Source organism: Kribbella rubisoli (assembly GCF_004217145.1).
Lineage (GTDB): Bacteria > Actinomycetota > Actinomycetes > Propionibacteriales > Kribbellaceae > Kribbella > Kribbella rubisoli.
In genome coordinates this window covers 868,937-894,167 of sequence record NZ_SHKR01000011.1, presented here as the reverse complement: position 1 = coordinate 894,167, position 25,231 = coordinate 868,937, and the positions used below count along the sequence as shown (strand labels likewise).

The following is a 25,231-nucleotide window of genomic DNA, read 5'->3' as shown; positions in this document are numbered from 1 at the left end:
GCATGACCGACCTGACCACCGACCGTCTGGTACTCCGTCAGTGGCGTGACTCCGATCGGGAGCCGTTCGCCGCGTTGAACGCCGACCCGGCGGTGATGGAGCACTTCCCGGCGCTGCAGACGCGTGAGCAGAGCGACGCCCTCATCGATCGGAACATCCCGGAGCTCGACGGCCGCGGTTGGGGCTTGTGGGCGATGGAGGTGAAGGACACCGGCGAGTTCATCGGCTTCACCGGTCTGAACGTGCCGAGCTTCGAGGCACCGTTCCTGCCCGGGGTCGAGATCGGCTGGCGCATGGCGAAGGGGGCCTGGGGCAACGGTTATGCGACCGAGGCGGCCCGGGCCGCGCTGGCGTACGGGTTCGGGCCGGCCGGACTGGACGAGATCGTCTCGTTCACCGCGACCCCGAACCTGCCCTCGCAGCGGGTGATGCAGCGGATCGGGATGGTGCACGACGAGGCCGGCGACTTCGACCACCCGCGCATCGAGGACGGCCACCGGCTGCAGCGGCACGTGCTCTACCGGATCAGCCGCGCGCAATGGGAATCCACTCAGTGACGTACGCCGTCATCGACAGCCCGCTCGGTCCCCTCACCCTCGTGGGGACCGACGCGGGCGAGCTGACCGGCCTCTACATGGACCAGCAGCGCTACCGCCCCGACGAAGCCGGCTTCGGCGACCGGGACGACGCGACGCTGCCGGCAGTCGCCGAGCAACTGGACGAGTATTTCCACCACGGCCGCACGAAGTTCGACGTACCGCTGCACCTGGTCGGCACCGACTTCCAGCGCCAGATCTGGACCGCCCTGCAAGACATCCCGTACGGCGAGACCACCACGTACGGCGGCCTCGCCTCCGCGCTCGGGCTGAAGCCGCAATCGGCCCGCGCGGTCGGCCTCGCGAACGGGAAGAACCCGATCAGCATCATCGTCCCGTGCCACCGCCTGGTCGGCTCGACCGGCAGCCTCACCGGCTACGGCGGCGGTATCGAACGCAAACGAGCCCTGCTAGATCACGAACGCGGCGACAACCTCTTCTAACTCTTGACCTGCTCGGCAACTGGAGCGGACACCTGTGGCTTCGACCTGAACAGCCGACGCGCGATCGGCTCGGTGTAGCGCGCGGCGACCGGGCCGAGGATGACCAGAATCAGCACGTACGCCGTCGCGAGCGGCCCCAGCTTCGGCTCGACCCCGACGGCCAGGCCGGCGATGACGATCGAGAACTCGCCACGGGCCACCAGCGTCCCGCCCGCACGCCAGCGTCCTGCCGTCGAGATGCCGGCCCGGCGTGCGGCGTACCAGCCGGTGGCGATCTTGGTGAGTGCCGTGAATACGGCGAGGCCGAACGCGATCGCCAGCACCGGCGGGATCTTCGCCGGATCGGTGCTCAACCCGAAGAACACGAAGAAGACCGCCGCGAACAGATCGCGCAGCGGAGCGAGCAGGTTCCGCGCACCGTGCGCGACCTCGCCGGACAGCGCGATCCCGACCAGGAACGCGCCGACCGCCGCCGACACCTGCAGGTGCTGCGCAATCCCCGCGACGAGCAACGTCAGACCGAGTACGACGAGCAGCAGCATCTCGGGGTTGTCGGACGACACCGCGCGGCTGATCACTCGCCCATACCGGAGGGCGATGAACAGCACCACGCTCACCGTGCCCAGTGAGATCAGCAGCGTCATGCTGCCACCGGCCAACCCGACGCCCGCGAGCAGAGCGGTGAGGATCGGCAGGTAGACCGCCATCGACAGGTCCTCGAGCACCAGGATCCCGAGCACGACTGGGGTCTCGCGGTTGCCCAATCGGCCGAGGTCGCCGACGACCTTCGCGATCACGCCCGACGACGAGATCCAGGTGACACCGGCCAGCGCGACCGCCGCCACCGGACCCCAACCGAGCAGCAACGCCACAGCAGCACCGGGCAACGCGTTCAGCAAGAAGTCGACCGCACCCGAGACGTACTGCGTCTTCAGCGTGCCGACCAGATCGGACGCGGTGTACTCGAGCCCGAGCAGCAACAGCAACAGGATCACGCCGATCTCGGCGCCGGTGGCAACGAACTCCTCACTCGCTGCCAACGGCAACAATCCGCCGTGCCCGAACGCGAGCCCGGCCAACAGGTACAACGGGATCGGAGAGAATCCGAGCCGGCCCGCGATCCGGCCGAGGATGCCCAGGGCAAGGATGACCGCGCCCAGCTCGATCAGCAGGGCGGTGATGTTCTCGTGCATCTCACCCACCGGCGATCAGGTCGGCCACGGCGTCCACGCCCTCGCGGGTGCCGACCACGACCAGCGTGTCGCCGGTCGCGAACCGGAAGTCCGGCGTCGGCGAGGGCGTCGCGCCGGTGCGCCGCAGTACGGCGACGATCGACGCGCCGGTGCGGCTGCGGGCCTGGGTGTCGCCGAGCATGCGGCCGGAGTACGGCGACTTGGCCGTGATCGGGATGTGCTCGGTGACCAGGTCGATCTCGAGCTCGCCGCGGACCGGGTCGATCCGCTCAGGGATCAGCAGTTGGGCCAGCGCGGCAGCCTCGTCAGGACCGAGCGGGACCGTCGCCTGGCAGGTGTCGTCGTCCTCCGGGTCGTGGAAGCCGAGGAACCGCCGGCCGTCGTTGTGCACCACCACCGAGACGTGTCTACCGCCTTCGGTGACCAGGTCGTACCGCGTGCCGATCCCTGGCAACGTCGTCTTGGTCGGGTGGTTCATGAGGCTCCGATCAATAGATGGCGTCTGCAACCATTCTCTCAAACCCTGAGCACCCGGTCCGGGACCTGGATGTGATCCGGGTTGCAATCAGGTGCAGTGCAACGAGTTGCATAGGTACGCTCCGGTCATGGCGCTGGAGCACGCGATCCTGGTCTCGTTGACCGAGCGCGCCGGGTCCGGCTACGAGCTGGCCCGGCGGTTCGACCGGTCGATCGGCTACTTCTGGCCGGCCACGCACCAGCAGATCTACCGGGTGCTGCGCCGGATGGACGAGGCCGGCTGGGTGAAGCACACCGAGATCGCGCAGGAGGGCCGGCCGGACAAGAAGGTCTACCGGGTCGCGGCCGCCGGGCAGGCCGAGCTCACCCGCTGGCTGGCTGAGCCGGAGGATCCCGCCGTACTGCGCGACGGCCTCGGCGTGAAGCTCCGCGGCGCTTCCCTCGGCTCGCTCGATGTCGTCTTCAAGGAGATCGAGCGGCACCGGGCCGAACACGCGACGCGGCTCGAGGTGTACCGCAGCATCCAGAAGCGCGACTTCCCGAAGCCTGCGACCTTGCGCGGCCGGGACCTGCACCAGTACCTCGTGCTGCGCGGCGGCATCCGCGCCGAGGAGTCGTTCACCGCCTGGTGCGACGAAGTGATCGAAGCCCTCCGGAAGGACAACCGATGACGGCGTACCCGCACCTGCTGGAGCCCTTGGATCTCGGTCATGTGGTGCTGCCGAACCGGGTGATCATGGGCTCGATGCACACCGGTCTCGAGGACCGGCTGAGCGATCTGCCCAAGCTCGCGGCGTACTTCGCCGAGCGCGCGCGTGGCGGGGTCGGCCTGATGGTGACGGGCGGTTACGCGCCGAACCGCACAGGCTGGCTGACGCCCTTCGGATCGACGCTGACCACCCGTCGGCAGGCCAGGAAGCACCAGCTGCTGACAGATGCGGTCCACGAGGCAGGCGGCCGTATCGCGCTGCAGATCCTGCACGCCGGCCGCTACTCGTACCATCCGTTCAGCGTCTCCGCGTCCGCCCTCAAGGCCCCGATCAACCCCTTCAAACCCCGCGCTCTCACCGACCGCGGAGTGCTCAAGCAGATCAAGGCGTACGTCGATTGCGCGGCGCTCGCCCGCGAGGCCGGGTACGACGGCGTCGAGATCATGGGCTCCGAGGGGTACTTCATCAACCAGTTCCTGTCCGAGCGCACGAACAAGCGGACCGATCGCTGGGGTGGTAGCCCGGAGAACCGCCGCCGGCTCGCGGTCGAGATCGTCCGGCAGACCCGGGAGCGGGTCGGCGACGACTTCCTGATCATCTACCGGCTGTCGATGGCCGACCTGGTCGAGGGCGGTCAGACCTGGGACGAGGTGCTTGCGCTGGGCAAGGAGATCGAGGCCGCCGGTGCGTCGATCATCAACACCGGGATCGGCTGGCACGAGGCACGTGTACCGACCATCGTCACTTCCGTGCCCCGCGCCGCGTTCACCAGCGTCACCGCCGCCTTCAAGCCGCACGTGCGGATCCCGGTCGTGACCTCGAACCGGATCAATCTGCCGCAGGTCGCCGAGGAGGTGCTGGCGCGCGGCGACGCCGATCTGGTCAGTATGGCCCGCCCGTTCCTGGCCGACCCGGAGTGGGTGCTCAAGGCAACGACTGACCGGGCCGACGAGATCAACGTCTGCATCGCCTGCAACCAGGCGTGTCTGGATCATGTGTTCGCGAAGAAGAAGGCGAGCTGCATGGTCAATCCGTTTGCGGCCCGTGAGACCGAGCTACAGTTGCTGCCGACGCGTCGTAGCAAGAGCATCGCGGTCGTCGGCGCGGGACCGGCCGGGCTGGCCGCGGCGGTGACGGCGGCGGAGCGCGGGCATCGGGTCGAGCTGTTCGAGGCGGATGCGGAGATCGGCGGGCAGTTCGGGATCGCGCGGCGGATCCCGGGCAAGGAGGAGTTCGCCGAGACGATCCGGTACTACCGGCGGCGACTCGACCTGACCGGCGTGAAGCTGCACCTCGGCCGCCGCGCGACCGTCGAGGACCTGGCCGGCTTCGACGAGATCGTGCTCGCGACCGGCGTCGTACCGCGGGTTCCGGCGATCCCCGGGATCGACCATCCGACGGTCCTCTCGTACGCCGAAGTCGTCCGGGAGGGAAAGCCTGTCGGCGACAGGGTCGCGGTGATCGGGGCCGGTGGCATCGGTGTTGATGTCAGCGAGTTCCTGACCACGCCGGAGTCGCCTGCGCTGGATCTCGAGGCCTGGAAGGCGGAGTGGGGTGTCGGCGATCCGACCAAGCTCGCGGGTGCGCTCGGCGTACCGCATCCGGAGCCGTCGCCGCGGAAGGTGTATCTGTTGCAGCGCAAGTCCGGGAAGATCGGCGCCGGCCTCGGCAAGACCACGGGCTGGGTGCATCGGGCCGCGTTGAAGAACAAGCAGGTCGAGCAGTTGCGCGGCGTGAACTACGAGCGCATCGACGACGAAGGTCTGCACCTCACCTTCGGCCCGAAGCACGAGAAGCCGAAGGTCCTCGCCGTCGACACGGTCGTCGTCTGCGCCGGCCAGGAGCCGGTCCGCGACCTCGCCGACGCCCTCCGCGCCACCGACCGCCCCGTCCACCTCATCGGCGGCGCCGACGTCGCCGCCGAACTCGACGCCAAGCGAGCCATCGACCAAGCCACCCGCCTGGCGCTCACGCTCTGAGGCGGATCCCCAGGCCATCACAATCTCCCGGTTGCGGGCTCGGCGAGCGCGGCTCCGCCTCCGCGGGGCGATTGTGATGGCCTGGAGATCCGGGACACCCCGCCGGTGCACTAGTGCGCGCTGGCGGCCCCCGCGTTGACTAGTGCACCGTTTACGGCGTACGCGCACTAGTCAAAAGGGGTGAGTGATGAAGAGTGTTCTGATCTCCGGTGGTGGGATTGCCGGGCCGGCGTTGGCGTTCTGGTTGCGGCGGTTCGGGTTCGCGCCGACGGTTGTCGAGATCGCGCCGGGACCGCGGCCGGGCGGGCAGACCGTCGACCTGCGCGGGGTGTCGCGGATCGTTGCCGAGCGGATGGGCGTGATGGCGGCGGTCGCGGAGCGGAAGATGCACGAGCGCGGGCTCGAGTACGTGCGGGCCGACGGCACGCGGTCCGCGGTGATGCACGCGGAACTGCTGGACGGCGCCGGTCCGGTCGCCGAGATCGAGATCCTGCGCGGTGACCTCGCCGCGATCCTGACCGAGGCGACCGCCGGGGTGGAGTACGTGTACGGCGACTCGATCACCGAGCTGCGGCAGGACGCGACCGGTGTGGATGTGACGTTCGCGAGCGGGATCGGCCGGCGGTTCGACCTGGTGGTCGGCGCGGATGGTGTGCACTCGCGGGTGCGGCGGCTCGCGTTCGGTGCCGAGGAGGAGTTCGTGCAGCACCTCGGCGGATACACGTCGTACTTCACCGTCGAGACGCCGGAGCCGTTGGACCACTGGTTCAAGGTGTACACCGCGCCGCGCGGTCGCTGGGTCGGGCTGCGGCCGGATCACGATCCGCAGTACGCGAAGGCGTTGCTGAGCTTCCGGTCGCCAGTCATCAGCTACGACCGGCGCGACCTCGCGGCGCAGAAGCGGCTGGTGCGGGAGCAGTACGTCGGTCTCGGCTGGCATACGTCGAAGATCTTGGAGCAGCTCGACACGGCCGACGACTTCTACCTGGACAGCACGAGCCGCGTCGTCGTACCGGAGTGGTCGCGTGGCCGGATCACGCTCGTCGGCGACGCCGGGTACTGCGGTTCACCGATGGCCGGCCACGGTACGGCGCTCTCGCTCGTCGGGGCGTACGTCCTGGCGGGGGAGCTGGCCGCGGTCGACGGCGATCATGCCCGCGCGTTCCCGGCGTACCAGGCCCGGATGCAGGCGTACGTCGACCAGCGGATGGAGCTCCCGCCTGGCGGCATCAAGATGGCGATGCCGATGTCGTCGTTCGGCATCCGGTACCGCGATCTCGTGCTGCGGATGATGACGTCGAAGCTGATGGCCGGCGCGCTGACCAAGATGACGATTGCGAAGCCGGACGCGATCGAGCTCCCGGAGTATTCAGTCGAGCGGGGAGACCCACTCCGGGTTGCGACCGAGCAGGCCGAGTAGCTGGTCGAGGCCGGGGGCTGTGCCGGAGACCTTCACGGTCCGGTCGAACGCGTAGCCGGGGCCGCGGTTCCCGTCGGTGTCGGGGATCCGGCGGGCCAGCGTGAGCGCCATCTCGACCATGTCCGGCGGCGGGTTGTACGGGACGTCGATCGCGCGGGCCAGGTCCCAGGCGTGGACGACGCAGTCGAGTTGGTGGAAGGTCAGCGCGATCCGGCGCGGAAAGGAGCCGAACTCGCGCACCTCCACCAGCCGATCCAGCGCGCCGCCGTCGGCGAACGCGTCAGCGACCCGCACGTTCGACCGGCGGTACGCGCCGGCCGGGTTGTCGGCGAGGCGGCCGCCGTTCCAGGTGTGGATGGAGGCAGTGCCGTTCAGGGCAGCGGCGGCGAGACCCTCGTTCTGGCTGACCAGATGACGGAGCAGACCGCGGACGGTCCAGTCGGGGCACGGGGTGGGAAACCACAGTTGCTCGGTCCGCACCTGCATCACAACTTCCCCGAGCACTGCGCCGGCCCGACGATCCAGATCCCGGATGTCCATCCGCTCTCCTCCCGTGGCTGCCCCAGCCGAGCATAAGGCGGGTACGGCGCCGCTCGCAGGAAACCGCGTGGTTCACAAGGGACAACCCGCACGCAAACGGCCCGACCTGCAACAGGTCGGGCCGAGGTGTCGCGCGATTCAGGCGCCGGCGACTTCCTTGGCGGCGGCCTTCGCGGCCTTCTTGAAGTTGCGGACCTCGGCCAGCGAGGCGGCGTCGGTGACGTCGGCGATCGAGCGGTGCGAGCCGCGGTCGCCGTAGTGGCCGGCGGCCTCGCGCCAGCCCTTCGGTTGCACGCCGCGCTGCTTGCCGAGCATCGCGAGGAAGATCTTCGCCTTCTGTTCGCCGAACCCCGGCAGCGCCTTCAGCCGCTTCAGCACCTCGGCGCCGTCCGGCTTCGGCCGGCCGCTCAGCCAGATGTTCTCGGTCTCGCCGTCGTAGGTGTCGATGATGTGCTGCGCCAGCGCGTGCACCCGGCGCGCCATCGACCCGCCGTACCGGTGGATGGCCGGCGGCGTGACGCACAGCTCGACGAACGTCTCCAGGTCGGACGTGGCGATCTTGTGCAGGTCGAACCCGTCCATCCGGTTCGCGATCTTCCACGGCCCGGAGAAGGCGTGCTCCATCGGATACTGCTGGTCCAGGAGCATCCCGACCAGCAAGGCGAACGGGTCGTCGTTGAGCAGCTTGTCGGCATCCGGATTGCCGGTGAGGTGCAGTTCGCGCAGCATGCCGCCCATCTTGACACGACCTCAACGCGCAGGCACGCGCGTTCGCCAGAGCAGATAGACGAAGTACGGCGCTCCGATCAGGGCGGTCAGGAGGCCGGCCGGGATCTGGGCGGGGGCGAGGACGGTACGGCCGAGGCTGTCCGCGACGCTGACGAGGATCGCGCCGAGCAGCGCCGCGACCGGAAGGATCCGTGCGTGCCGCCCGCCGACCAGAGCGCGTGCGGCGTGCGGCGCAACCAGCCCGACGAACCCGACCACACCGATCGCGGAGACAGCGGCCGCAGTCAGCAGAGCCGCCGCCAGCAGCATCAGCAGCCGGGTCCGCTCCAGCCGCACGCCCAGGATCCGCGGCACGTCATCGTCAAGCGCCAGCAGATCCAACTCCCGACGGGCATGCACAACAACTGGAGTCAGAACTATCAGCGCGATCGCCACCGGCAACACCTGCGGCAGAGTCCGCCCGTACGTACTGCCCGACAACCACGTCATCGCCAAACTCAGATTCCACGGGTCCGTGGCAACGATCAGCAGCGTGATGATGGCCGTAGCCACCGACGAGACACCGACCCCGATCAGCACCAATCGATCCGAGCTGAGCCCGCCGCGCCACGAGATCAGATAGACCAACCCGAACGTCACCACGGCCGCGATCGCCGCGACACCGGACAGCAACCAGATGCTTGCTGACGGCAACAGGATGAGCGTGGCGATCGCGCCGACCCCGGCGCCGCCGGTGATACCGAGGAGGCCCGGTTCGGCCAGGGGGTTGCGGCACACCGCCTGCACCGTCGTACCCGCGATCGCGAGCGCGGCCCCGCAGAGCAGCGCCGACACGACTCGCGGGAAGCGCTGGTCCAGCACGAAGGTGATCGCGCGGCCCGAGGCGCCGTTGATCCAGTTCGCGAGATCGCCCGTACGAAGGAGCGCATCGCCGGTCAGCATCGCGCCGACACCGGCGGCGACCAGGAGTACGACGAGCGCCGCGGTCACGATCCAGAACGTACGACGACTGCGCAGCCCGGAGCTCGTACCGCCGGGGGAGCGGCTCGGACCGGAGTCGCGGTGCCGGCGGGCCAGCCAGATGAGGACGATCGCGCCGACCACCATCGTCATGATCCCGGTCGGTATCTCCACCCCGGCCTGCCCGCCGAACGCCGCCCGCAGTACGACGTCCGAGGCCAGTACGACGAGGACGCCGGCGAGACCCGAGAGCGGGAGCAGTACACGGTGCCGGAGCAGACCGGGGACGAGTGGCGCGAGGAGGCGGACGAGAACCGGCGCGACCAGGCCGACGAAACCGACCGGTCCCGCGACAGTGACGGCCGCCGCGGAGAGCATGACGGTGACAAGGGTGGTGAGGACGCGGATCCGGCGTACGTTCACGCCGAGGACGGAGGCGGTGTCGTCGCCGAGGGCAAGGATGTCTAGTTTCGCGGCGAGCAGGAACGCGGCCAGGATGCCGAGGGCAACGATCGGCGCCATCTGGGTGACGGCGCGCAGGTCGGTCTGGACCAGCGTGCCGGCGCCCCAGGCGAACGTGCCGACCGTCTCCTCGCGGTACAGCAGCAGGAGCAGCGTGGTCAGGCCGGCGAGCGCCATCGCGACCGCCGACCCGGCCAGGATCAGCCGGGTCGGCCCGGTGGAGCCGCCCGCCGACAGGACCAGCACCAACCCCGCAGCTGCCAGTCCGCCGACGAACGCGACTCCACCCGCGGGCAGCGCCGGCAACGACACCCCGAACGCCGCCACGATCACGACCGCCAGATACGCCCCTGCGTTGACCCCCAACGTGTCAGGTGAAGCGAGCGGGTTGCGAGCCAACGACTGCAACCCCGCTCCCGCAACCCCCAGGGCGATACCGACCAGCACGCCGGCGAGCAGCCGAGGCAACCGCGACGCAACCAGGACGTTCGCGGCGTTGTCGGTTCCCTGCCCGAACGCCAGCCGCACCAGATCCCCGGCCCCCACCGAGGATGTGCCTTGCGTCAGATGCGCACCGGCGAGCACCACGATCGCGACCACCGCCAGCACGAACACCCCGGTGACCTGCAACCGGCGAACCGGAACAGCCAAGGGAACAGACTGAACGGTCTCCTGCTGGGTCAAGAGGTGACTGCCTGTACGGCGGCGTCGATGAACTGCTCGGTGGACTTCGGGCCGCCGAACATCCAGATGCCGTCGGGCAGACGGTGAACCTTGTCGGTCTTCACGAACGGCAGGTTCTTCCAGATCGCGTTGCCTGCCAGGTCGCCGCCGAACACGTCACCGCCGTCGTTCTTGTTCGCGATGTAGAGGAAGTTGCCGTCGGGCAGCTTGGTCAGACCTTCGAGGTCGGTCTGCGCGAGCCCGTAGTCCTTGTCACCGGCACCGGTCCACCCGTTCTTCAGGCCCAGCTCCGTCGCGACGGCCCCGAGCAGCGATCCGGTCGTATACATCCGGATCGAGATCGTGCTGCCCTGCTTCCACCCGTCCGACATCGTGAACCCGGTGCCGGCCTTGCCGGCGTCGGCGATCTTCTGCTTGCCGTCGGCAACCGCCTTGTCGAAGTCGGCGTTCAGCTGCTTGGCCTGGTCCGCCTTGCCGACCGCCTGGCCGATCAGGTCCAGGTTCGTCTTCATCTGCGGGATCGCGTTCTTTGCGTCCGCACCGCGGATCACGAGCACCGGCGCGGCCTTCTCGAGCTGCGTGATCGTGTTCGCGGCCTCGTCGGTCGTAGTGATCACCAGATCGGGGTTGAGGGCAACGATCGCGTCGACGCTGGCCTCGCCGCGGGTACCGACGTCCTTCACCGACGGGTCGAGCTTCGCCGCGGTGACCCAGTTCGTGTAGCCCTTGGTGTCCGCGACGCCGACCGGCATCACGCCGAGCGTGACCAGGTTCTCGGCGGCGTTCCACTCCAGCGCCACGATCTTCTTCGCGGGCGCCTTCAGGTCGAGCTTCTTGTTCCGCGCGTCGGTCAGCGAGACCGGCTGCGCGGCAGCGTCACTGGCGTCGTCGGAGGCGGCGGGTTCGCTGGTTCCGCAGGCAGTCAGACCCAGCAGGGCAGCGGCGACCAGAGCGATGGCGGTTCGTCTCATCAGGATGACTTTCAGCTCGTTGTGACGCGGGACAGGTGTTTGCCGATGGGGCGAGTGGTGACCAGACCGGTGGCCGGATCGGTGCCGACCTCGATGGTGATGCCGTACGTTTCGGTGAGCGCGTCTGCTCGCAGTACCTCGTCCGGCGTACCGGTCGCACGTACCCGCCCCTGATCGAGTAGTGCGATCCGGTCCGCCACCGCAGCGGCCTGGTTCAGGTCATGCAGTACGACGCCGACCGCGACCCCGTGCTCGTCGGCGAGCTCGCGCATCAGGTCGAGGATCTCGATCTGGTACCGCAGGTCGAGGAACGTGGTCGGCTCGTCGAGCAGGAGTACGCCGGTGTCCTGGGCGAGACAGGTTGCGAGCCAGACGCGTTGCAGTTCGCCGCCGGACAGCTCGTCGACCGCACGCTCGGCCATCGACGTGACGCCGGTGACCGTCATCGCGTGCTCGATCGCGCGCGGACCGTCCGCGTCGTCGTTGCGCCAACGGCTCCGATGCGGATGACGCCCGTACCCGACGACGTCGCGCACGCTCACGCCGTTCGGAGTCGGGCGGGACTGCGAGAGCAGCGTGACCTTGCGGGCGAACTCCTTCGCCGACAGGTCGAGCGCGTTGCCGCCGCCGGGGAAGGTGATGCTGCCGGCGTCGGGGTGGTGGAGCCGGGCGAGGGCACGCAGCAGCGTCGACTTGCCGCTGCCGTTGGGACCGACGAGCGCGGTCACGCGGGCCGGCTCGAGGTGCAGCGAGGCGCAATCGACGACACGCCGGCCGTGATACCCCAGGCACAACTCATCGCCCGTCAGCCCGTTCGTTTCCTGCATGCGGCAGAGGATAGCCTTACCTAAGCTGACATGTCAGGAGGGGTCTCATTCCGAGATAGTGCGCGTACATTGTATGTGCACTATCTCGGGAGGGGTCGGATGACGCAGTACGAAATGATCGCGGCCGAGCTGCGGCGGCGGATCCGGGCGGGCGAGCTGAAGCCGGGGGACCGGGTGCCGTCGACGCGGGCGTTGGTGCGCGACTTCGGGGTGGCGATGGCGACCGCGACCAAGGCCTTGCAGGCGTTGCAGGCCGAGCGGCTCGTGCATCCGAGCCCCGGCGTCGGGACGGTCGTCGGTCCGCCTCCGCGGGCTGCGCGCCGTACTCTGCAATCGGACCAGCAACCGGAGCAGCAGCCGGAGCTGAATCGCGACGAGGTTGTGCGGATGGCGATCGCGATCGCGGACGCCGAAGGGCTGGCCGCGTTGTCGATGCGGCGGATCGCGAGCGAGCTCGGGGTGTCGACGATGGCGCTCTACCGGTACGTCGGCGGGAAGGACGTGCTCGTCGTGCAGATGGTCGACGCGGCTCTCGCGGAGTTCCCGCTCGGGACCCCGCCGGACGATTGGCGGGAGGCGATCGCGATGGTGGCGCGGGTGCACTGGGCTGCGTACCGGCGGCATCTGTGGCTCGCGAGTGCGATCAGTCTGAGCCGGCCGCAGTTGGTGCCGCGACTGCTTCCGCACACGGATGCGGTACTGCGGGCTTTGCGCGGGTTCGAGAAGAGCGCGGCGTTGTCGACGATGATCAGCCTGTTCGCGTACGTGCGCGGCGTGGCCCTGGTGATGGAGGCCGAAGCGCAGGCCGAGCAGGACACCGGCGTGACCGCGGACGAGTGGGTCACCGAGCAGTCGGACAAGCTGGGCGCGATGATCGCGCTGGGAGATCTGCCCGCGTTCCGCGAGTTGCTCGCGGACGGGTTCGACTATGAATACGACCTGGACAAGTTGTTCGAGTTCGGCCTCGACGTCTTCCTCGACGGGCTGTCCGCACGGCTACGCTGAGTGCTGACGACTTCTCCGGAGGTGGCGATGAAGCCTGTGTTCGCGCCGGGTGTGCCTGTGGGCGTACGGCGGTTGTACGAGCACCGGCCGGAGTTGTTCGTCGCGGCCGGTGCGCCCCGCCCGAAACGGCAGACGTCGTGGTCGGTGGCTCCCGGGAACACGTTCGGCACGTTGCTGGTGTGGCTCGCCGTGTGCGTGGGCGGATGGATCCTCGCGCTGATCGTGATGGCGGCGACGCTGCCGACCGCGGTCGCGGCGTGGGCGGCGGTCGCGCTGGCCGGTGTCGCCGTACTCGCCACCGCCGGGATCCTGGTGAAGTCGATGGTCGAGGACCGCGGGCACAAGGCGGTCCGGATCCAGCACGGGAAGTACCTCTTGCCGGAGGACTTCGACGAGAATGCGGCGCGGCTGCTCGGGCGTGCGCAGCGTGCGGTGAAAACGGTGCTTGAGGCAACAGTTACGCGCCGCGGGCTGCTCGACGAGATGAAGAACGAGCTGGTTCTCCCGGAGCAGCTCTGGGACATCGCGCAGGTGCTGCGGGAGCAGACGGTACTGCGTGCTCGGCAGAAGGACATCGCCCGCGGGATGGAGACCGCCGAGCTGGACGCCGTACTCGGACCGCAGCGTCGCGCCCTCGCGCTCTCCGTCGACGCGATCAAACGCAAGGTTGATCTCCTGGTCCAGTACGCCGACCGGGTCCGCTCCGCCGACGCCGCCCTCCGCGCCGAAGCCGCGCTGGAAGACGGCGACCGCTACATCGAACTCCTCGCCCGCACCGAGCCGGTCGGCGACACGTCGATCGTCCAAGGCTTCACCGACGAGGCGACGGCGCTGAAGGACACGCTGACTCGCTCGATCAACGCGGCCCGGGATGCCGGCCGGACGCTAGCGCTGCCGGAGTAGCTCGTCTTCTTGCTCGGGCGTCAGACCGATCTTCAGCTCGGGTGCACCGCGGTCCCGGTCCCAGGCAAGTACGTCTTGGACGGTTTGCCGCAGCGGGGTGATCGACATGCCGGCCGCGCGGGCCTTGGCCGGGTTGCGGCGGCGTTCGCCCCACTCCGCTTCCGGGTCCATCAACGGGAAACGCGGCGGAACCGCGTCGAACGGGATGGGGACGATGTCCACCTTCGAGTGCGCCAGCTCCGCGGCGGATTCGATCAGTTCGGCGATGGTCGAGTCCGGGCCGATCGCGTTGAACGCGCCGGCGCGCTGGTCGGTGATCAGCTGCACCACGAGGCGCGCGACGTCGCGGCTGTCGATGAGTTGCAAGGGCGCCTCGGGCTTGGTCGGGAGTGCGACCCGGCCGCCACGAGCACCCCGGCGGATCCAGTACAACGCCGTACCGGACGAGTCGCCCGGACCGGTCACCCGACCGGGACGGATGATCGTTGCCCGATCGCCGTACCTCTCGAGGACGTCGTCCTCGCACGCCACCTTGCAGGGTCCGTACGTGTCGTTCGTCAGTACGTCGGCATCGCGCATCGGCTCGCGCCGAGGTGCCGTCTCGTCGGTGCCGGCCGGTAGGTCGCGGACGTACACCGCATGGCTCGAGACGAACACATACCTCCCGACCCGGTCACCGAGGACGTCCATCGCCTGGTCGACGTCCCGGCTCCGGAAGCCGCTCAGGTCGACCACCGCGTCCCACTCACCGGTCCGCAGCGCGTCGTAGTCCCCGGTCTCCCGGTCGCCGATCAGCTCCGTGACCTGCGCGGGCAGCGGCGACCCGCTCTTGCCCCGGCTGAACGACGCGACCTCTGCTCCGTGCGCGAGCGCGTCCTCGACGATCGCGCGTCCAACAAACCCGTTTCCACCCAAAACCAGAATCTGCACGATCGGTCAACCTACCGGCCGGATCCGGCCGATTGACAACCGATTAACGCTGTAACACGTCTGAAGAGGTACGGAGTGCGGTACTTGGCGCACACTGGAAGCGGGACGGGCGACAGGGGAGCCGATGGGGAGACGTGCGCGCGCGGCAACGAGACGGCCACGATCGGTGCCGAAGTTGCTGGGGCTGACCCTGTTGGGCGCACTGCTTCCAGGACTCGGTTTGATCGTCGGCGGCCGCCGGCGGATCGGCGCGTTCGTCTTCACCCTGTTCCTCGGAATGGTCGGCCTCGGCGTGTACGTCGGGCTGACCCGGCGGGAGGAGGTTCTCGCCGCCGCCGTCGTACCGAGCCGGCTGTTGATGACGTCGGTGGTGATCGGCGCCGTCGCGTTCCTCTGGATCGTCGTGATCGTCGCGTCGCACCGGTCGTTGCGTCCGGCAACGGGCGGTGCCGGCGGCCGGGCACTCGGCGCCGGGTTCGTCGGGATCCTCTGCTTCGCGATCGCGGCGCCCGCTGCGGTCGGCGTACAGAGTGTGCTCGCGCAGCGGACGCTCGTACAGGACGTCTTCCAGGCGCAGGGTGAGAGCAAGAGCGCGACCCGGCCGACGACGGTCAACGTCAAGGACCCGTGGGAGGACAAGCCGCGGCTCAACCTGCTGCTGCTCGGCGGCGACGACGCGCCGAGCCGCGAGGGGGTGCGGACCGACACGGTGATCGTGGCGAGTATCGACACCAAGACCGGCAACACCGCGCTGATCTCGCTGCCGCGGAACCTGACCTTCATGCCGTTCCCGAAGGACTCACCGCTGTACAAGTACTACCCGAACGGCTTCGGCAAGGAGGGGCTCAGCCTCGACGGCCGGCTCGAGTGGATGCTGACGGCGATGTACCAGAACATCCCGGACGCGCATCCCGGCATCCTCGGCCCGTCGGACAACGAGGGCGCCGACGTGGTCAAGCAGTCCGTCGGCGAGGCGATCGGGCTGAAGCTCGACTACTACCTGCAGGTCAACCTGCAGAGCTTCCCGGAGATCGTCGACGCGCTCGGCGGGATCAAGGTGAACGTCAACGAGCGAGTCGCGATGGGCGGTATCAGCAGCTCGCACATCCCACCGAAGGAGTGGATCGAGCCCGGCCCGAACCAGCACCTCGACGGCCGGCACGCGCTCTGGTTCGCCCGCGGCCGGTACGGCGCCGACGACGACCAGCGGCAGGTCCGGCAGCGGTGCGTGATCAAGAGCATCGTCGACGCGGCGGATCCGCAGACGCTGCTCACGAAGTACAAGGCGATCGCGAAGGCCGGTCAGCACCTGCTTCGCACCGACATTCCGCAGGAGTTGCTCCCGGCGATGGTCCAACTGGCGCTCAGGGTGAAGTCGGGCACGGTCTCCAACGTGACGCTGGACCCGGAGAAGCTCCGCCTCAAGTACCTCCACCCCGACTACCAGGCCCTCCGCGACACCGTCGAGAACGCCCTCGAATCCACCCCGCCACCGACGACCACGACGACCACGCCCAGCACCACCACCCGCAAGCCGACCACCACAACCACCACCCCACCCCCCGGCCCCACCCAGAACCTGGCCGACGCCTGCGCCTACAACCCCAATGGCGACCAGCCCAACTGAGCGCCCCGGGGCGAGAGCTTGGCGGCATGCGCTTCGACCGCTACACCGTGATCCTGCTGACGCTTCGACCGGACGCGCCGGTGATGACGGACGATGAGGCCGCCGAGCTGCAGGACCGCCATCTCGCCCATGGCGCCGACCTGCAGGACCGCGGTCTGGTGCTGGCCCGCGGCCCGCTGGTCGACCAGGACAACGAGCGCTTCCGCGGCTTCTCCATCTGGTCCGTGGACGCCGCAACGGCCCGGCAACACGCCGAGGCCGACCCGGCAGTCCGCGCGGGCCGCCTCGCGGTCGAGGTGATGACCTGGATGATGCCCACCGGCAACCTCCAGTTCTCGCAAGTCCGCGCCCCCCGCTCGATCGCCGAGGCAACCGCCGACTAGCGGTGTACCGAAGGACGGATAGTGGTGGCCGGCCGCCGCTCGGGCTCCGGCTGGGCCCAATTAATGAGCTCCGTGGCGGGCACCACTACCCGTTCTTCGGTACGGGAACGGGCCGGCCGAACAGCGCTTCCGCGACGGCGGCGAGGTGGGGGCGGAGGTCTTCCTCGGTGGCTTTGCTGAGGGTGGGGGTGCCGACGGCGGTGCGGAGGATGCCGATGCCGAGCAGCCAGGCGCCGAAGAGTTCGGTCCGGAGGTTCTTGTCTTCGTTGCCCTCGGCAAGCTGTGACAGCACGTCCAGGTAGCCCTCGCAGATCTGCTGCCGCAGTCGGTCCTTGGTGTCCTCGTGACCGGCCGATCGCAGCATCGCGACCAACGGGTGCTCACCCGCGTACTCCGACCAGTCCTCGAACACGAGCTGGTGCAGCAACTTCGCCGGCAGCTCCTCGACCGGGCCGTCCGGGAGTACGACGGGTGCCGACGAGCCGGCCATCGCCTGGGTGAACAGCCCCGACTTGGACCCGAAGTACCGGAACACCAGCGCCGGATCCACGCCGACGTCACCGGCCACGTCCCGCACGCTCGTCCCGTCGTACCCGTCCCGGGCGAACCGGAGGCGCGCGCACTCCAGCAACCGCGCCCGGGTCGCCTCCCGGTCCCGCTTGTGCGCCATCGGTCCTCCTAAGTCATCGATCGTTGACATGTTATCCGCCCGGCGTCTACGGTCTAAGTCACCGATCGATGACTTAGGAGTTGACCCGATATGAAGAACGTCGTGGTGGCCGGCGGGACCACCGGGATGGGGCGCGAGATCGCCTTGCACTACCTGCGTCGCGGCGCTCGCGTGACGGTGATCGGCAGTACGCCGTCGCGCGGCGAGCTGTTCCTTCGTGAGGCGGACGCCCTCGACGGCGAGGCGGCGTACCTGCAAGCCGACCTGCTCTCGATCGCCGAGAACTACCGGGTGATCAAGGAGGTGCCGGCCCGTCACGAAGCCCTGGATGCGCTGGTGCTGACCGCGATGCTGCCGTTCGTGAAGCGGCGGGAGACGGTCGACGGGCTGGAGGGCACGTTCATGCTCTACTACCTGAGCCGCTTCATCCTCAGCTACGGCCTGACCGACCTGCTCGAGCGTGGCGAGACGCCGATCATCACGAACCTCGGCGCGACCGGCATCACCAAGGGCGCGGTGAACTGGGACGACCTCCAGTTCACGAAGGGCTACGGCACGGTCCCGGCGACGATGAGCGGCGGCCGCGCGAACGACCTGCTCGCGGTGCACTACCTGCAGAACCATCCCGACGGACGGACGAAGTACTTCGGTGTGCAGCCGCCGTACACGAAGAGCGGCACGAACCACCTGCCGCAGCCGCTCCGGACTGTGGCCCGGGTGAGCGCGGCACTCTTCGCGAAGCCGCCGGCGGAGAGCGTCCGGGACACGCTCGCGGTGATGGACGACCAGCCGGACGAGCGGTTGATCCTGCGCGCGGTCGGCGTACCGGTCGATCCGGCGCTGAAGACGTTCGATCCCGACGACGCGAAGCGGCTCTACGAGCTGACCGTCGATCTGATCTGAGATCGCGTGTCGATCTGGTCGTGGGCTGCTCGACGTGAGAGTAAGTGGTCGACCGATACGACGAGGAGCAGCAGCGATGCGCTACATGATCATCAACAAGGCGGACGCCGACAGCGAGGCCGGGAAGTTTCCGTCGCCGGAGGTTGCGGAGGGGGTCGGGAACGTGGTCGAGGACCTGTCGAAGGCCGGAGTGCTGCTGTTCGCGGAGGGTGTGCACCGTAGCTCGCTCGGCGCCCGGGTGAAGGTCGCGGACGGCCGGCGTACGGTCACCGACGGCCCGTTCGCGGAGACCAAGGAGCTGGTCGGAGGCGTGATCGTCGTCGAGGTCCGCAACCGCGACGAGGCGATCGAGTGGGCCGCCCGGCTGGCCGAGGCGCTCGGCTCCGAGGTCGAGGTACGCCGGGTCGTCGACGAGGCCGATTTCGGCCCGGACTCGGACGTCTTCCAGAACTAAGTGTCCATTCGTGCCACTGTCGTTCGTGGAGGTGGCATGAACAACACACTGAAGGTTTCCGAGGCGGAGTTGTACTACGAGGTGCGCGGATCAGGACCGTTGGTGGTCCTGGTCGGCGCGCCGATGGACGCGGACTCGTTCGCACCGCTGGCCGATCTGCTGGCCGGTGACTACACGGTGCTGACGACCGATCCGCGGGGGATCAAGCGAAGCACTCTCGATCCCGGCGGTACGTCGCGACCCGAGCAGCGGGCCGACGATCTCGCCCGGCTGATCCGGCACGTCGACGCCGGCCCTGCCGTCGTACTCGGCTCGAGCGGGGGAGCGGTCAGCGTGCTGGCGCTCGCCCAGGAGCACCTGGACGTCGTACGCGCGGTGATCGCCCACGAGCCGCCGCTCGATCGGCTGGTCGAGGACGGCGACGAGCTGCTGGCGAAGTCCGAGAAGCTGATGGCCGACTACCTGGCCGGTGACGTGGTCGGTGCCTGGCAGCAGTTCTTCCAACTGGCCAACCTCGGCGTGCCGGACGAGGTCGTCGAGATGATGTTCAGCGGCGACCGCGACCCGCAGCAGGTCGCGTCTGAGCAGTTCTGGTTCTCTCACGAGATGCGCGAGACGATCACCTGGACGCCGGACCTGGGGAAGCTGCGTACGGCCAACGTCGTCATCGGGATCGGCGAGGAGTCGGTCGGGCAGTTGTGCGACCGGACCTCGACGGCGCTGGCCGAGCAGCTCGGGATCGAGCCGACGCGTTTCCCCGGCGGGCACACCGGCTTCGCCGACCAGCCCGAGCCGTTCGCGAAGGCGCTACGCGCTCAGCTGGTCGAGGTGGGTCTCGACCCAGGTGCGCAGTGCGCCTAGCGGTTTCGACACGCTCCGGCCGGAGCCGTTGCCCACCGAGGTCCTGGTCCGGGTGGAGGCAGCCGGGGTGAACCCTGTGGACGCGAAGACGCGCGCCGGCCAGGGGGTCGCCGGCCTGCTCGGCGAGCCGCCCTTCATCCTCGGATGGGACGTGAGCGGCGTCGTCGAGGTCGTCGGCCATGGCGTCCACACGCTCGCGGTCGGCGACGAGGTCTACGGGATGCCGTGGTTCCGCGGGCGGCGTCGGCCTACGCGGAGTATGTGACTGCCCCGTCACGGAACTTCGCCCGCAAGCCGGCCAACCTCGGTCACGTCGAGGCGGCCGCGGTCCCGCTCGCCGGACTCACGGCGTACCAGATGCTGACGGCGCTGGCCGATGTGCAGAAGGATCAGCGGGTGCTGATCCACGCGGCCGCGGGTGGGGTCGGACACCTGGCCGTTCAGTTCGCCAAACAGCTCGGTGCGTATGTCGGCGGCACGGCGAGCGCCGGCAAGCACGACTGGCTCCGCGGGCTCGGCGCGGACGAGGTGATCGACTACCACTCGGCGGACGTCGTCGCGGCGATCGGCGACCTCGACGTCGTGGTGGATCTGGTCGGCAGCGAGGCCACACTGGCGCAATCCGTCGCCGTGACCAGGCGGGGCGGCCTGGTGGTCGCCGTACCGTCGGGGACCTCGCCGGAGCTGCTGGCGCGGGCGGCGGAGTCGGGCGTCCGGGTGGCGTCGTACCTGGTCGAGCCCGACGGTCATGCGCTCGGTGAGATCGCCGAGCTGATCGAGAGCGGCGCCGTCCGGATCGAGGTCGAGGAGGTGTTCCCGCTCGCCGAGGCGGGCGCGGCGCACCGGCTTCTGGAGGACGGCCGGACCCGCGGCAAGCTGGTGCTCGCGGTTCGGTGAGACTCGCTCGTGGGTCGCTGGGTGGAGTATGTGAAGCTGGGGGTGTCCGGGACGTACGCCGGGGTGTGAAGGCGGTCGGACCGGGCACCGGTCGGTGGTGGCGCGTTCGCCCGCGTGTTGCCTTGACCTCAACCGTGGTTGAAGTTTCAAGCTGGTGCCGCTGAAACAGGACATCGGAGATATCGGCCCTCGGTGGGCCCCGACGAAGGAGCAGAGTTGACCACGTACACGCTTCCCGATCTTCCCTACGACTACAGCGCGCTCGCGCCGAGTATCGCCGGCGAGATCATGGAGCTGCACCACGACAAGCACCACGCGACCTACGTGAAGGGTCTGAACGACACCCTGGACAAGCTGGCCGAGGCCCGCGACAAGGGTGACTTCGGATCGATCGTCGGGCTGGAGAAGACGCTGGCCTTCAACCTCGGTGGCCACGTCAACCACTCGATCTTCTGGAAGAACCTGTCCCCGGACGGCGGCGACAAGCCGGACGGCGAGCTCGGCGCCGCGATCGACGAGTTCTTCGGCTCGTTCGACGGCTTCCAGGCGAACTTCACCGCGAGCGCGACCACGATCCAGGGCTCCGGCTGGGCCATCCTCGGCTGGGACGCGCTGGGCAGCCAGCTGCTGATCCACCAGCTGTACGACCAGCAGGGCAACCTGCCGGCCGGGCAGACCCCGATCGCGATGCTGGACATGTGGGAGCACGCGTTCTACCTGCAGTACAAGAACGTGAAGCCGGACTACGTCAAGGCCTGGTGGAACGTCGTCAACTGGGCCGACGCCCAGGCCCGCTTCGACGCGGCCCGCGCCGGCGCCGGCGCGCTGATCGCCGGCGCCTGACAACAGCGGATCTCCACACCATCACAATCGATCGCGCCCGCCCGGTTCCCGCTCAGCGTGGCCGGGCGGGCGCGATTGTGATGGCCTGGCGATCCGCATCACCGGCAGAAGCCGGCGATCACCGGGGCGATCGCGGTGGCCTTGATCACGTGGTTCTGACCCGGCACTTCGGTGTGCCCGGCGCCCGGGACCGCGTCGGCGAGCGCACGGGTGGACGCCTTCATCCACGCCGGGCTCTTGCCGCCGCTCACCACCTGCACCGGCTGCTGGATCGACGCCCACTGGGATGCGTCCATCGGGTCGCCGAAGCAGTTCTCGCCGACGACCTGCGCGTCGTACGGCAGGGTGTGGGCGATCGCCTTCATCGGCTTCCAGGCCGGCATCAGCTTCATCATCGTGACGAAGATCCCGGGCAGCCCGATCCCCTTGGTGAAGAAGTACTTGATCGCGTCGCCCGGCTCGAGCGCCTGCAGGTCGGCGACCCACGTGCGCGGGATCTGGGTCCGGCTGTCGTCGACGACGTACGGCGGCTCGAACGCGACCAGCTTCTCGATCGGCAGCCCGGCCGCCGCGGCCCGGAGCGCGAGCGCCGCGCCGGACGACGAGCCGTAGACGTACGCCGATCCGCCGGCCGCCTCGATCACGGCCGCGAGATCCTCGATCTCCCGGTCGACGTCGTAGGGGCCGGTGTCGCCGGAGTCGCCGCGACCGCGCCGGTCGTAGTTGTAGACGGTGAACCGGTCGGCGAGCGCCTCGGCAACCGCGGGCATCGGGCCCTGTGCACGGGAGCAGAGCGCGCCGTCGACGAGGACGAGCGCCGGCCCGTTCCCGCGCCGGTCGTAGGCGATGGTGGTGCCGTCCTTCGAAACGACGGTATTCATAGCGGTTCCTCCTGGTGGGTGACGATCCTCACCCCTGCGTCGAGCGTCAAGGTTCTCCCTCGACTACCTGTGACGCAGATCACTTCCGCTCGCACGACCCAGCTAGCAGGCGGCGGCGCGTTCGAGGAGGAGCTTTCGTTCGCGTTCGTTGCGGGTGAGGGCGGCCGCCTTCTCGAACTCCTCGCGCGCCTCGGCCAACCGGCCGAGCTTGAAGAGGAGATCGCCGCGCACGCTCGGCAGTAGGTGGTAGTCCTTCAGCGACGGATCGTCGGCCAGCGCGTCCACGGCCTCAAGCCCACGCTCCGGGCCGAACGCCATCGAGATCGCGACCGCCTGGTTCAGCTCGACCACCGGTGAAGGCGTGACCTGCGCGAGTACGGCGTACAGCCCCGCGATCCGGGCCCAGTCGGTGTCCTCCGGGTCGGCGGCCCGGGCGTGGCAGGCGGCGATCGCCGACTGGAGGAGGTACGGGCCAGGCGGTTTCTCCAGCGCCCAGGCGCGGTCGATGCCTTCGAGGCCGCGGCGGATCAGCAGCCGGTCCCAGCGGCGGCGGTCCTGGTCGAGCAGGAGCACCGGCTCGCCGTCCGGTCCGATGCGGGCGCCTGCCCGGGACGACTGCAGCTCCATCAACGCCAGCAGGCCGAGTACTTCGGGCTCGGTCGGCATCAGCTCCGCGATCAGGCGGCCGAGTCGCATCGCCTCGTTGCACAGCGCCGGACGCATCCAGTCGTCGCCCGCGGTCGCGGAGTACCCCTCGTTGTAGATGAGATACACGACCTCGAGCACCGACGACAGCCGATCGAGCAGGTCCGGCCCGGACGGCACCTCGAACTGGACCTCGGCCTTGGCCAGGTTGCGCTTGGCCCGGACGATCCGCTGCGCGATGGTCGGCTCCGGCGCGAGGAACGCCCGCGCGATCTCGTCGGTCTTCAAGCCGCCGAGCAGCTTCAACGTCAGCGTCACGCGGGCGTCCATCGTCAGCACCGGGTGACACGCGGTGAAGACCAGCCGCAGCAGGTCGTCCTCGATGTGGTCCTCGAGGATCGCCTCCACGTCGTCCTCGACGCTGTCGCCGTCGATCTCGAGCTCATGCCCCATCTCGGCGAGCTTGCGTTGGTACGTGTCCTTGCGCCGGATCAGGTCGATCGCCCGCCGCTTGGCGATCGCCATCAACCAGGCCCCAGGATTGTTCGGTACGCCGGACTGCGGCCACTGCTCCAACGCCGCCACCAGCGCATCCTGCGCCAGCTCCTCCGCCAACCCCACGTCCCGCACGATTCGCGCAACACCCGCGATGATCCGCGCCGACTCGATCCTCCAGACCGCGTCGACCGCCCCGTGCGCATCCGTAACCGTCACCCCGCCACTGTAGACAAGTACGCGGTCGTGCGGGCTTGTTCTTCTGGAGTGCCGATCGGGGCGAGCATGAGGTCGGTCGCGCCGGTGTCGTGGAAGCGGTCGAGTTGCTTCGTGATCGAGGACTCGTCGCCGACGATCAGTACGTCGGCCGGTCCGGCGGCGCCTTCCCGGTCGAGCATCGCGCGGTACTCCGGGACCTGGCCGGCGAGTGCGAACTGGTCGGCGAAGCGCGCGCGTACGGCGTCTTCGTCGGACGTCAGGCAGACCGCAAGGCCCGCCACGATCCGTGGACTGCGGTCGCCGGACGCTCGGGTGATCGACGGTACGACGTGGTCGGCCAGCGTATGCGGACCGGTCATCCAGGTGATGGTGCCGTCGGCGAGCTCGCCGGCGACCTTGAGCATCGCCGGACCGAGCGCGGCGAGCAGGACCGACGGAGCCTCGGCGCCAGGGAGATCGATCGAGCCGACCGCCGTGTACGTCTCGCCGTGATGGTCGACCGCCTCGCCGCGGAGGAGCGGCTGCAGTACTTCGAGGTACTCGCGCATCCGCCGGGCCGGCCGATCGGTCGGCAGGCCGTACATCGTGCTGACCATCCGGGCGATGCCCGCGCCGATGCCGAGGGTCAGCCGGTTGCCGACCGCCGCCTGAACGGTCAGCGCCTGCTTCGCGAGCACGAGCGGGTGTCGCTGGGGGAACGGCACGACCGCCGTCCCGAGCTCAATCCCGGGGGCGGCCGGACCTGCGACTGCGAGCGTGGTGAGCGCGTCCCAGCCCACGCCGTGCGTCACCCAAGCCGTGCCGGCACCGCCCGCGGCCGCCTCCTGGATCTGCCGGGTGATCTCCGGCAGCGGGGCCGGCCCGCGGACATCGCCGAACGCCATACCAATGCGCATCACAAGTCTCCTCAACCTAAACGGGGTGGGCCCCCACTTACGAACCGCTACGATATGGGGGACCACCCCACTTAAGTCAAGGGACCTCGAGAAGATGCGTGCTGACGCCCAGCGGAACCGGGACCGCCTGGTAGCGGTCGCGGCCGAGGTGGTCGCCGAGCAGGGCGCGGACGCGTCACTCGAGGAGATCTCCCGCCGCGCCGGCGTCGGGTCGGCGACGCTGCACCGGCACTTCGGCGGTCGCGTCAGCTTGCTCGAGGCGGTGTTCCGGAGCAGCGTCGACGCGGTCTGCGTGCAGGCCGACGACCTCCTCGATCACGCGGATCCCTTGCAGGCGTTGCAGATCTGGCTCCGCACAATGGTTGGCCACACCACCAATAGCAGGGGATTGGCGACCGCTCTGGTGCTGGGTGAAGCGTGTGGCTCGGACGCTCATGCGCGCGTCATCACGGCCGGCCGGAGGCTGCTGGAGCGCGCTCAGAACACCGGCGCCGTACCCGCGGACGTCCGGATCGAGGACCTGCTGAAGCTCGTCAACGGCATCTCCCTGGCCAGCGGCGAGGACTCCGCCCAGGCCGACCGGCTACTCACCCTGGCAATCCGGGGGATAGCACCCCGACGAAGCTAA

At 69.1% G+C, this 25,231-nt stretch carries 28 protein-coding genes; 16 read left to right on the top strand and 12 right to left on the bottom strand.

What is annotated here, in order from left to right:
* Positions 1-2: 2 nt before the first annotated feature.
* Both EV645_RS07090 and EV645_RS07085 read left to right on the top strand, forming a co-directional pair.
* Entirely contained in the window at positions 3-557 is a 555-nt protein-coding gene (locus tag EV645_RS07090; RefSeq protein WP_130440927.1) for a GNAT family N-acetyltransferase, read from the top strand.
* The gene (locus tag EV645_RS07085) at positions 539-1,039 is read left to right on the top strand and encodes a methylated-DNA--[protein]-cysteine S-methyltransferase (RefSeq protein ID WP_130440925.1); all 501 of its coding nucleotides are present in this window, start codon (positions 539-541) and stop codon (positions 1,037-1,039) included. Before EV645_RS07090 ends, EV645_RS07085 begins: the two co-directional genes overlap by 19 nt.
* Here the strand turns inward: EV645_RS07085 and EV645_RS07080 are convergent.
* Positions 1,036-2,232, bottom strand: coding sequence for a cation:proton antiporter (locus tag EV645_RS07080; RefSeq protein ID WP_130440923.1), 1,197 nt, complete (start codon positions 2,230-2,232; stop codon positions 1,036-1,038). The genes EV645_RS07085 and EV645_RS07080 overlap by 4 nt on opposite strands.
* Position 2,233: 1 nt before the next feature.
* Positions 2,234-2,710, bottom strand: coding sequence for a cation:proton antiporter regulatory subunit (locus EV645_RS07075; protein ID WP_130440921.1), 477 nt, complete (start codon positions 2,708-2,710; stop codon positions 2,234-2,236).
* A gap of 127 nt (positions 2,711-2,837) precedes the next feature.
* Here EV645_RS07075 and EV645_RS07070 point away from each other — a divergent pair, with 127 nt between their 5' ends.
* The 3 genes from EV645_RS07070 (at position 2,838) to EV645_RS07060 (ending at position 6,818) form a co-directional block, all read left to right on the top strand.
* Entirely contained in the window at positions 2,838-3,380 is a 543-nt protein-coding gene (locus tag EV645_RS07070) for a PadR family transcriptional regulator (protein ID WP_130440919.1), read from the top strand.
* Positions 3,377-5,398, top strand: a complete 2,022-nt coding sequence (locus EV645_RS07065; protein ID WP_130440917.1) for an NADPH-dependent 2,4-dienoyl-CoA reductase — start codon at positions 3,377-3,379, stop codon at positions 5,396-5,398. Before EV645_RS07070 ends, EV645_RS07065 begins: the two co-directional genes overlap by 4 nt.
* A 187-nt stretch (positions 5,399-5,585) precedes the next feature.
* On the top strand, positions 5,586-6,818 hold the full coding sequence (locus tag EV645_RS07060; protein ID WP_130440915.1) for an FAD-dependent monooxygenase: 1,233 nt from the start codon (positions 5,586-5,588) through the stop codon (positions 6,816-6,818).
* Here EV645_RS07060 and EV645_RS07055 read toward each other — a convergent pair.
* From EV645_RS07055 to EV645_RS07035, 5 genes are all read right to left on the bottom strand, one after another.
* Positions 6,768-7,358: a TIGR03086 family metal-binding protein gene (locus tag EV645_RS07055; RefSeq protein WP_130440913.1), complete on the bottom strand. Its 591-nt coding sequence runs from the start codon at positions 7,356-7,358 to the stop codon at positions 6,768-6,770. The genes EV645_RS07060 and EV645_RS07055 overlap by 51 nt on opposite strands.
* A gap of 138 nt (positions 7,359-7,496) precedes the next feature.
* Complete coding sequence (locus EV645_RS07050; RefSeq protein WP_130440911.1) at positions 7,497-8,087, bottom strand: HhH-GPD-type base excision DNA repair protein; 591 nt, start codon at positions 8,085-8,087, stop codon at positions 7,497-7,499.
* A gap of 21 nt (positions 8,088-8,108) precedes the next feature.
* Entirely contained in the window at positions 8,109-10,160 is a 2,052-nt protein-coding gene (locus tag EV645_RS07045; protein ID WP_242000253.1) for an iron ABC transporter permease, read from the bottom strand.
* Between the two features lie 29 nt (positions 10,161-10,189).
* Positions 10,190-11,164, bottom strand: a complete 975-nt coding sequence (locus tag EV645_RS07040) for an ABC transporter substrate-binding protein (RefSeq protein ID WP_130440907.1) — start codon at positions 11,162-11,164, stop codon at positions 10,190-10,192.
* A gap of 11 nt (positions 11,165-11,175) precedes the next feature.
* Positions 11,176-11,991: an ABC transporter ATP-binding protein gene (locus EV645_RS07035; RefSeq protein WP_130440905.1), complete on the bottom strand. Its 816-nt coding sequence runs from the start codon at positions 11,989-11,991 to the stop codon at positions 11,176-11,178.
* Between the two features lie 99 nt (positions 11,992-12,090).
* On the opposite strand from EV645_RS07035, the gene EV645_RS07030 reads away from it, so the two are divergent.
* On the top strand, positions 12,091-12,996 hold the full coding sequence (locus EV645_RS07030) for a GntR family transcriptional regulator (RefSeq protein ID WP_130440903.1): 906 nt from the start codon (positions 12,091-12,093) through the stop codon (positions 12,994-12,996).
* A gap of 27 nt (positions 12,997-13,023) precedes the next feature.
* A complete protein-coding gene (locus EV645_RS07025; RefSeq protein WP_242000252.1) occupies positions 13,024-13,899 on the top strand; it encodes a hypothetical protein in 876 nt (291 codons plus the stop codon).
* Here EV645_RS07025 and EV645_RS07020 read toward each other — a convergent pair.
* A complete protein-coding gene (locus EV645_RS07020; RefSeq protein ID WP_130440901.1) occupies positions 13,882-14,829 on the bottom strand; it encodes an NAD-dependent epimerase/dehydratase family protein in 948 nt (315 codons plus the stop codon). The genes EV645_RS07025 and EV645_RS07020 overlap by 18 nt on opposite strands.
* Positions 14,830-14,995: 166 nt before the next feature.
* Here EV645_RS07020 and EV645_RS07015 point away from each other — a divergent pair, with 166 nt between their 5' ends.
* Positions 14,996-16,456 (top strand): LCP family protein, encoded by a 1,461-nt coding sequence (locus EV645_RS07015; RefSeq protein WP_242000251.1) that lies wholly within the window; start codon positions 14,996-14,998, stop codon positions 16,454-16,456.
* 26 nt (positions 16,457-16,482) lie between these two features.
* Positions 16,483-16,839, top strand: a complete 357-nt coding sequence (locus EV645_RS07010) for a YciI family protein (protein WP_130440899.1) — start codon at positions 16,483-16,485, stop codon at positions 16,837-16,839.
* Between the two features lie 85 nt (positions 16,840-16,924).
* Here EV645_RS07010 and EV645_RS07005 read toward each other — a convergent pair whose 3' ends face one another.
* Positions 16,925-17,509 carry a TetR/AcrR family transcriptional regulator gene (locus EV645_RS07005; protein WP_130440897.1) on the bottom strand — a complete coding sequence of 195 codons (585 nt, stop codon included), beginning with the start codon at positions 17,507-17,509 and terminating at the stop codon, positions 16,925-16,927.
* 90 nt (positions 17,510-17,599) lie between these two features.
* Between EV645_RS07005 and EV645_RS07000 the strand changes: the two genes are divergently transcribed.
* From EV645_RS07000 to EV645_RS06980, 6 genes are all read left to right on the top strand, one after another.
* Positions 17,600-18,412, top strand: coding sequence for an SDR family NAD(P)-dependent oxidoreductase (locus EV645_RS07000; protein ID WP_130440895.1), 813 nt, complete (start codon positions 17,600-17,602; stop codon positions 18,410-18,412).
* A gap of 76 nt (positions 18,413-18,488) precedes the next feature.
* On the top strand, positions 18,489-18,866 hold the full coding sequence (locus EV645_RS06995; RefSeq protein ID WP_130440893.1) for a YciI family protein: 378 nt from the start codon (positions 18,489-18,491) through the stop codon (positions 18,864-18,866).
* A 36-nt stretch (positions 18,867-18,902) separates the two neighbouring features.
* On the top strand, positions 18,903-19,727 hold the full coding sequence (locus EV645_RS06990; RefSeq protein ID WP_130440891.1) for an alpha/beta fold hydrolase: 825 nt from the start codon (positions 18,903-18,905) through the stop codon (positions 19,725-19,727).
* Entirely contained in the window at positions 19,711-19,992 is a 282-nt protein-coding gene (locus tag EV645_RS42165; RefSeq protein ID WP_198681500.1) for an alcohol dehydrogenase catalytic domain-containing protein, read from the top strand. The genes EV645_RS06990 and EV645_RS42165 overlap by 17 nt, the downstream gene beginning before the upstream one ends.
* A complete protein-coding gene (locus EV645_RS06985; RefSeq protein ID WP_198681499.1) occupies positions 19,989-20,624 on the top strand; it encodes an NADP-dependent oxidoreductase in 636 nt (211 codons plus the stop codon). Before EV645_RS42165 ends, EV645_RS06985 begins: the two co-directional genes overlap by 4 nt.
* Positions 20,625-20,840: 216 nt before the next feature.
* Complete coding sequence (locus EV645_RS06980) at positions 20,841-21,467, top strand: superoxide dismutase (protein WP_130440889.1); 627 nt, start codon at positions 20,841-20,843, stop codon at positions 21,465-21,467.
* 98 nt (positions 21,468-21,565) lie between these two features.
* Here EV645_RS06980 and EV645_RS06975 read toward each other — a convergent pair whose 3' ends face one another.
* From EV645_RS06975 to EV645_RS06965, 3 genes are all read right to left on the bottom strand, one after another.
* Complete coding sequence (locus EV645_RS06975; protein WP_130440887.1) at positions 21,566-22,348, bottom strand: alpha/beta fold hydrolase; 783 nt, start codon at positions 22,346-22,348, stop codon at positions 21,566-21,568.
* A gap of 102 nt (positions 22,349-22,450) precedes the next feature.
* Positions 22,451-23,707 carry an RNA polymerase sigma factor gene (locus tag EV645_RS06970; RefSeq protein ID WP_130440885.1) on the bottom strand — a complete coding sequence of 419 codons (1,257 nt, stop codon included), beginning with the start codon at positions 23,705-23,707 and terminating at the stop codon, positions 22,451-22,453.
* Complete coding sequence (locus EV645_RS06965; protein WP_130440883.1) at positions 23,704-24,603, bottom strand: TIGR03564 family F420-dependent LLM class oxidoreductase; 900 nt, start codon at positions 24,601-24,603, stop codon at positions 23,704-23,706. The genes EV645_RS06970 and EV645_RS06965 overlap by 4 nt, the downstream gene beginning before the upstream one ends.
* A 94-nt stretch (positions 24,604-24,697) precedes the next feature.
* Between EV645_RS06965 and EV645_RS06960 the strand changes: the two genes are divergently transcribed.
* Entirely contained in the window at positions 24,698-25,231 is a 534-nt protein-coding gene (locus EV645_RS06960) for a TetR/AcrR family transcriptional regulator (RefSeq protein ID WP_130440881.1), read from the top strand.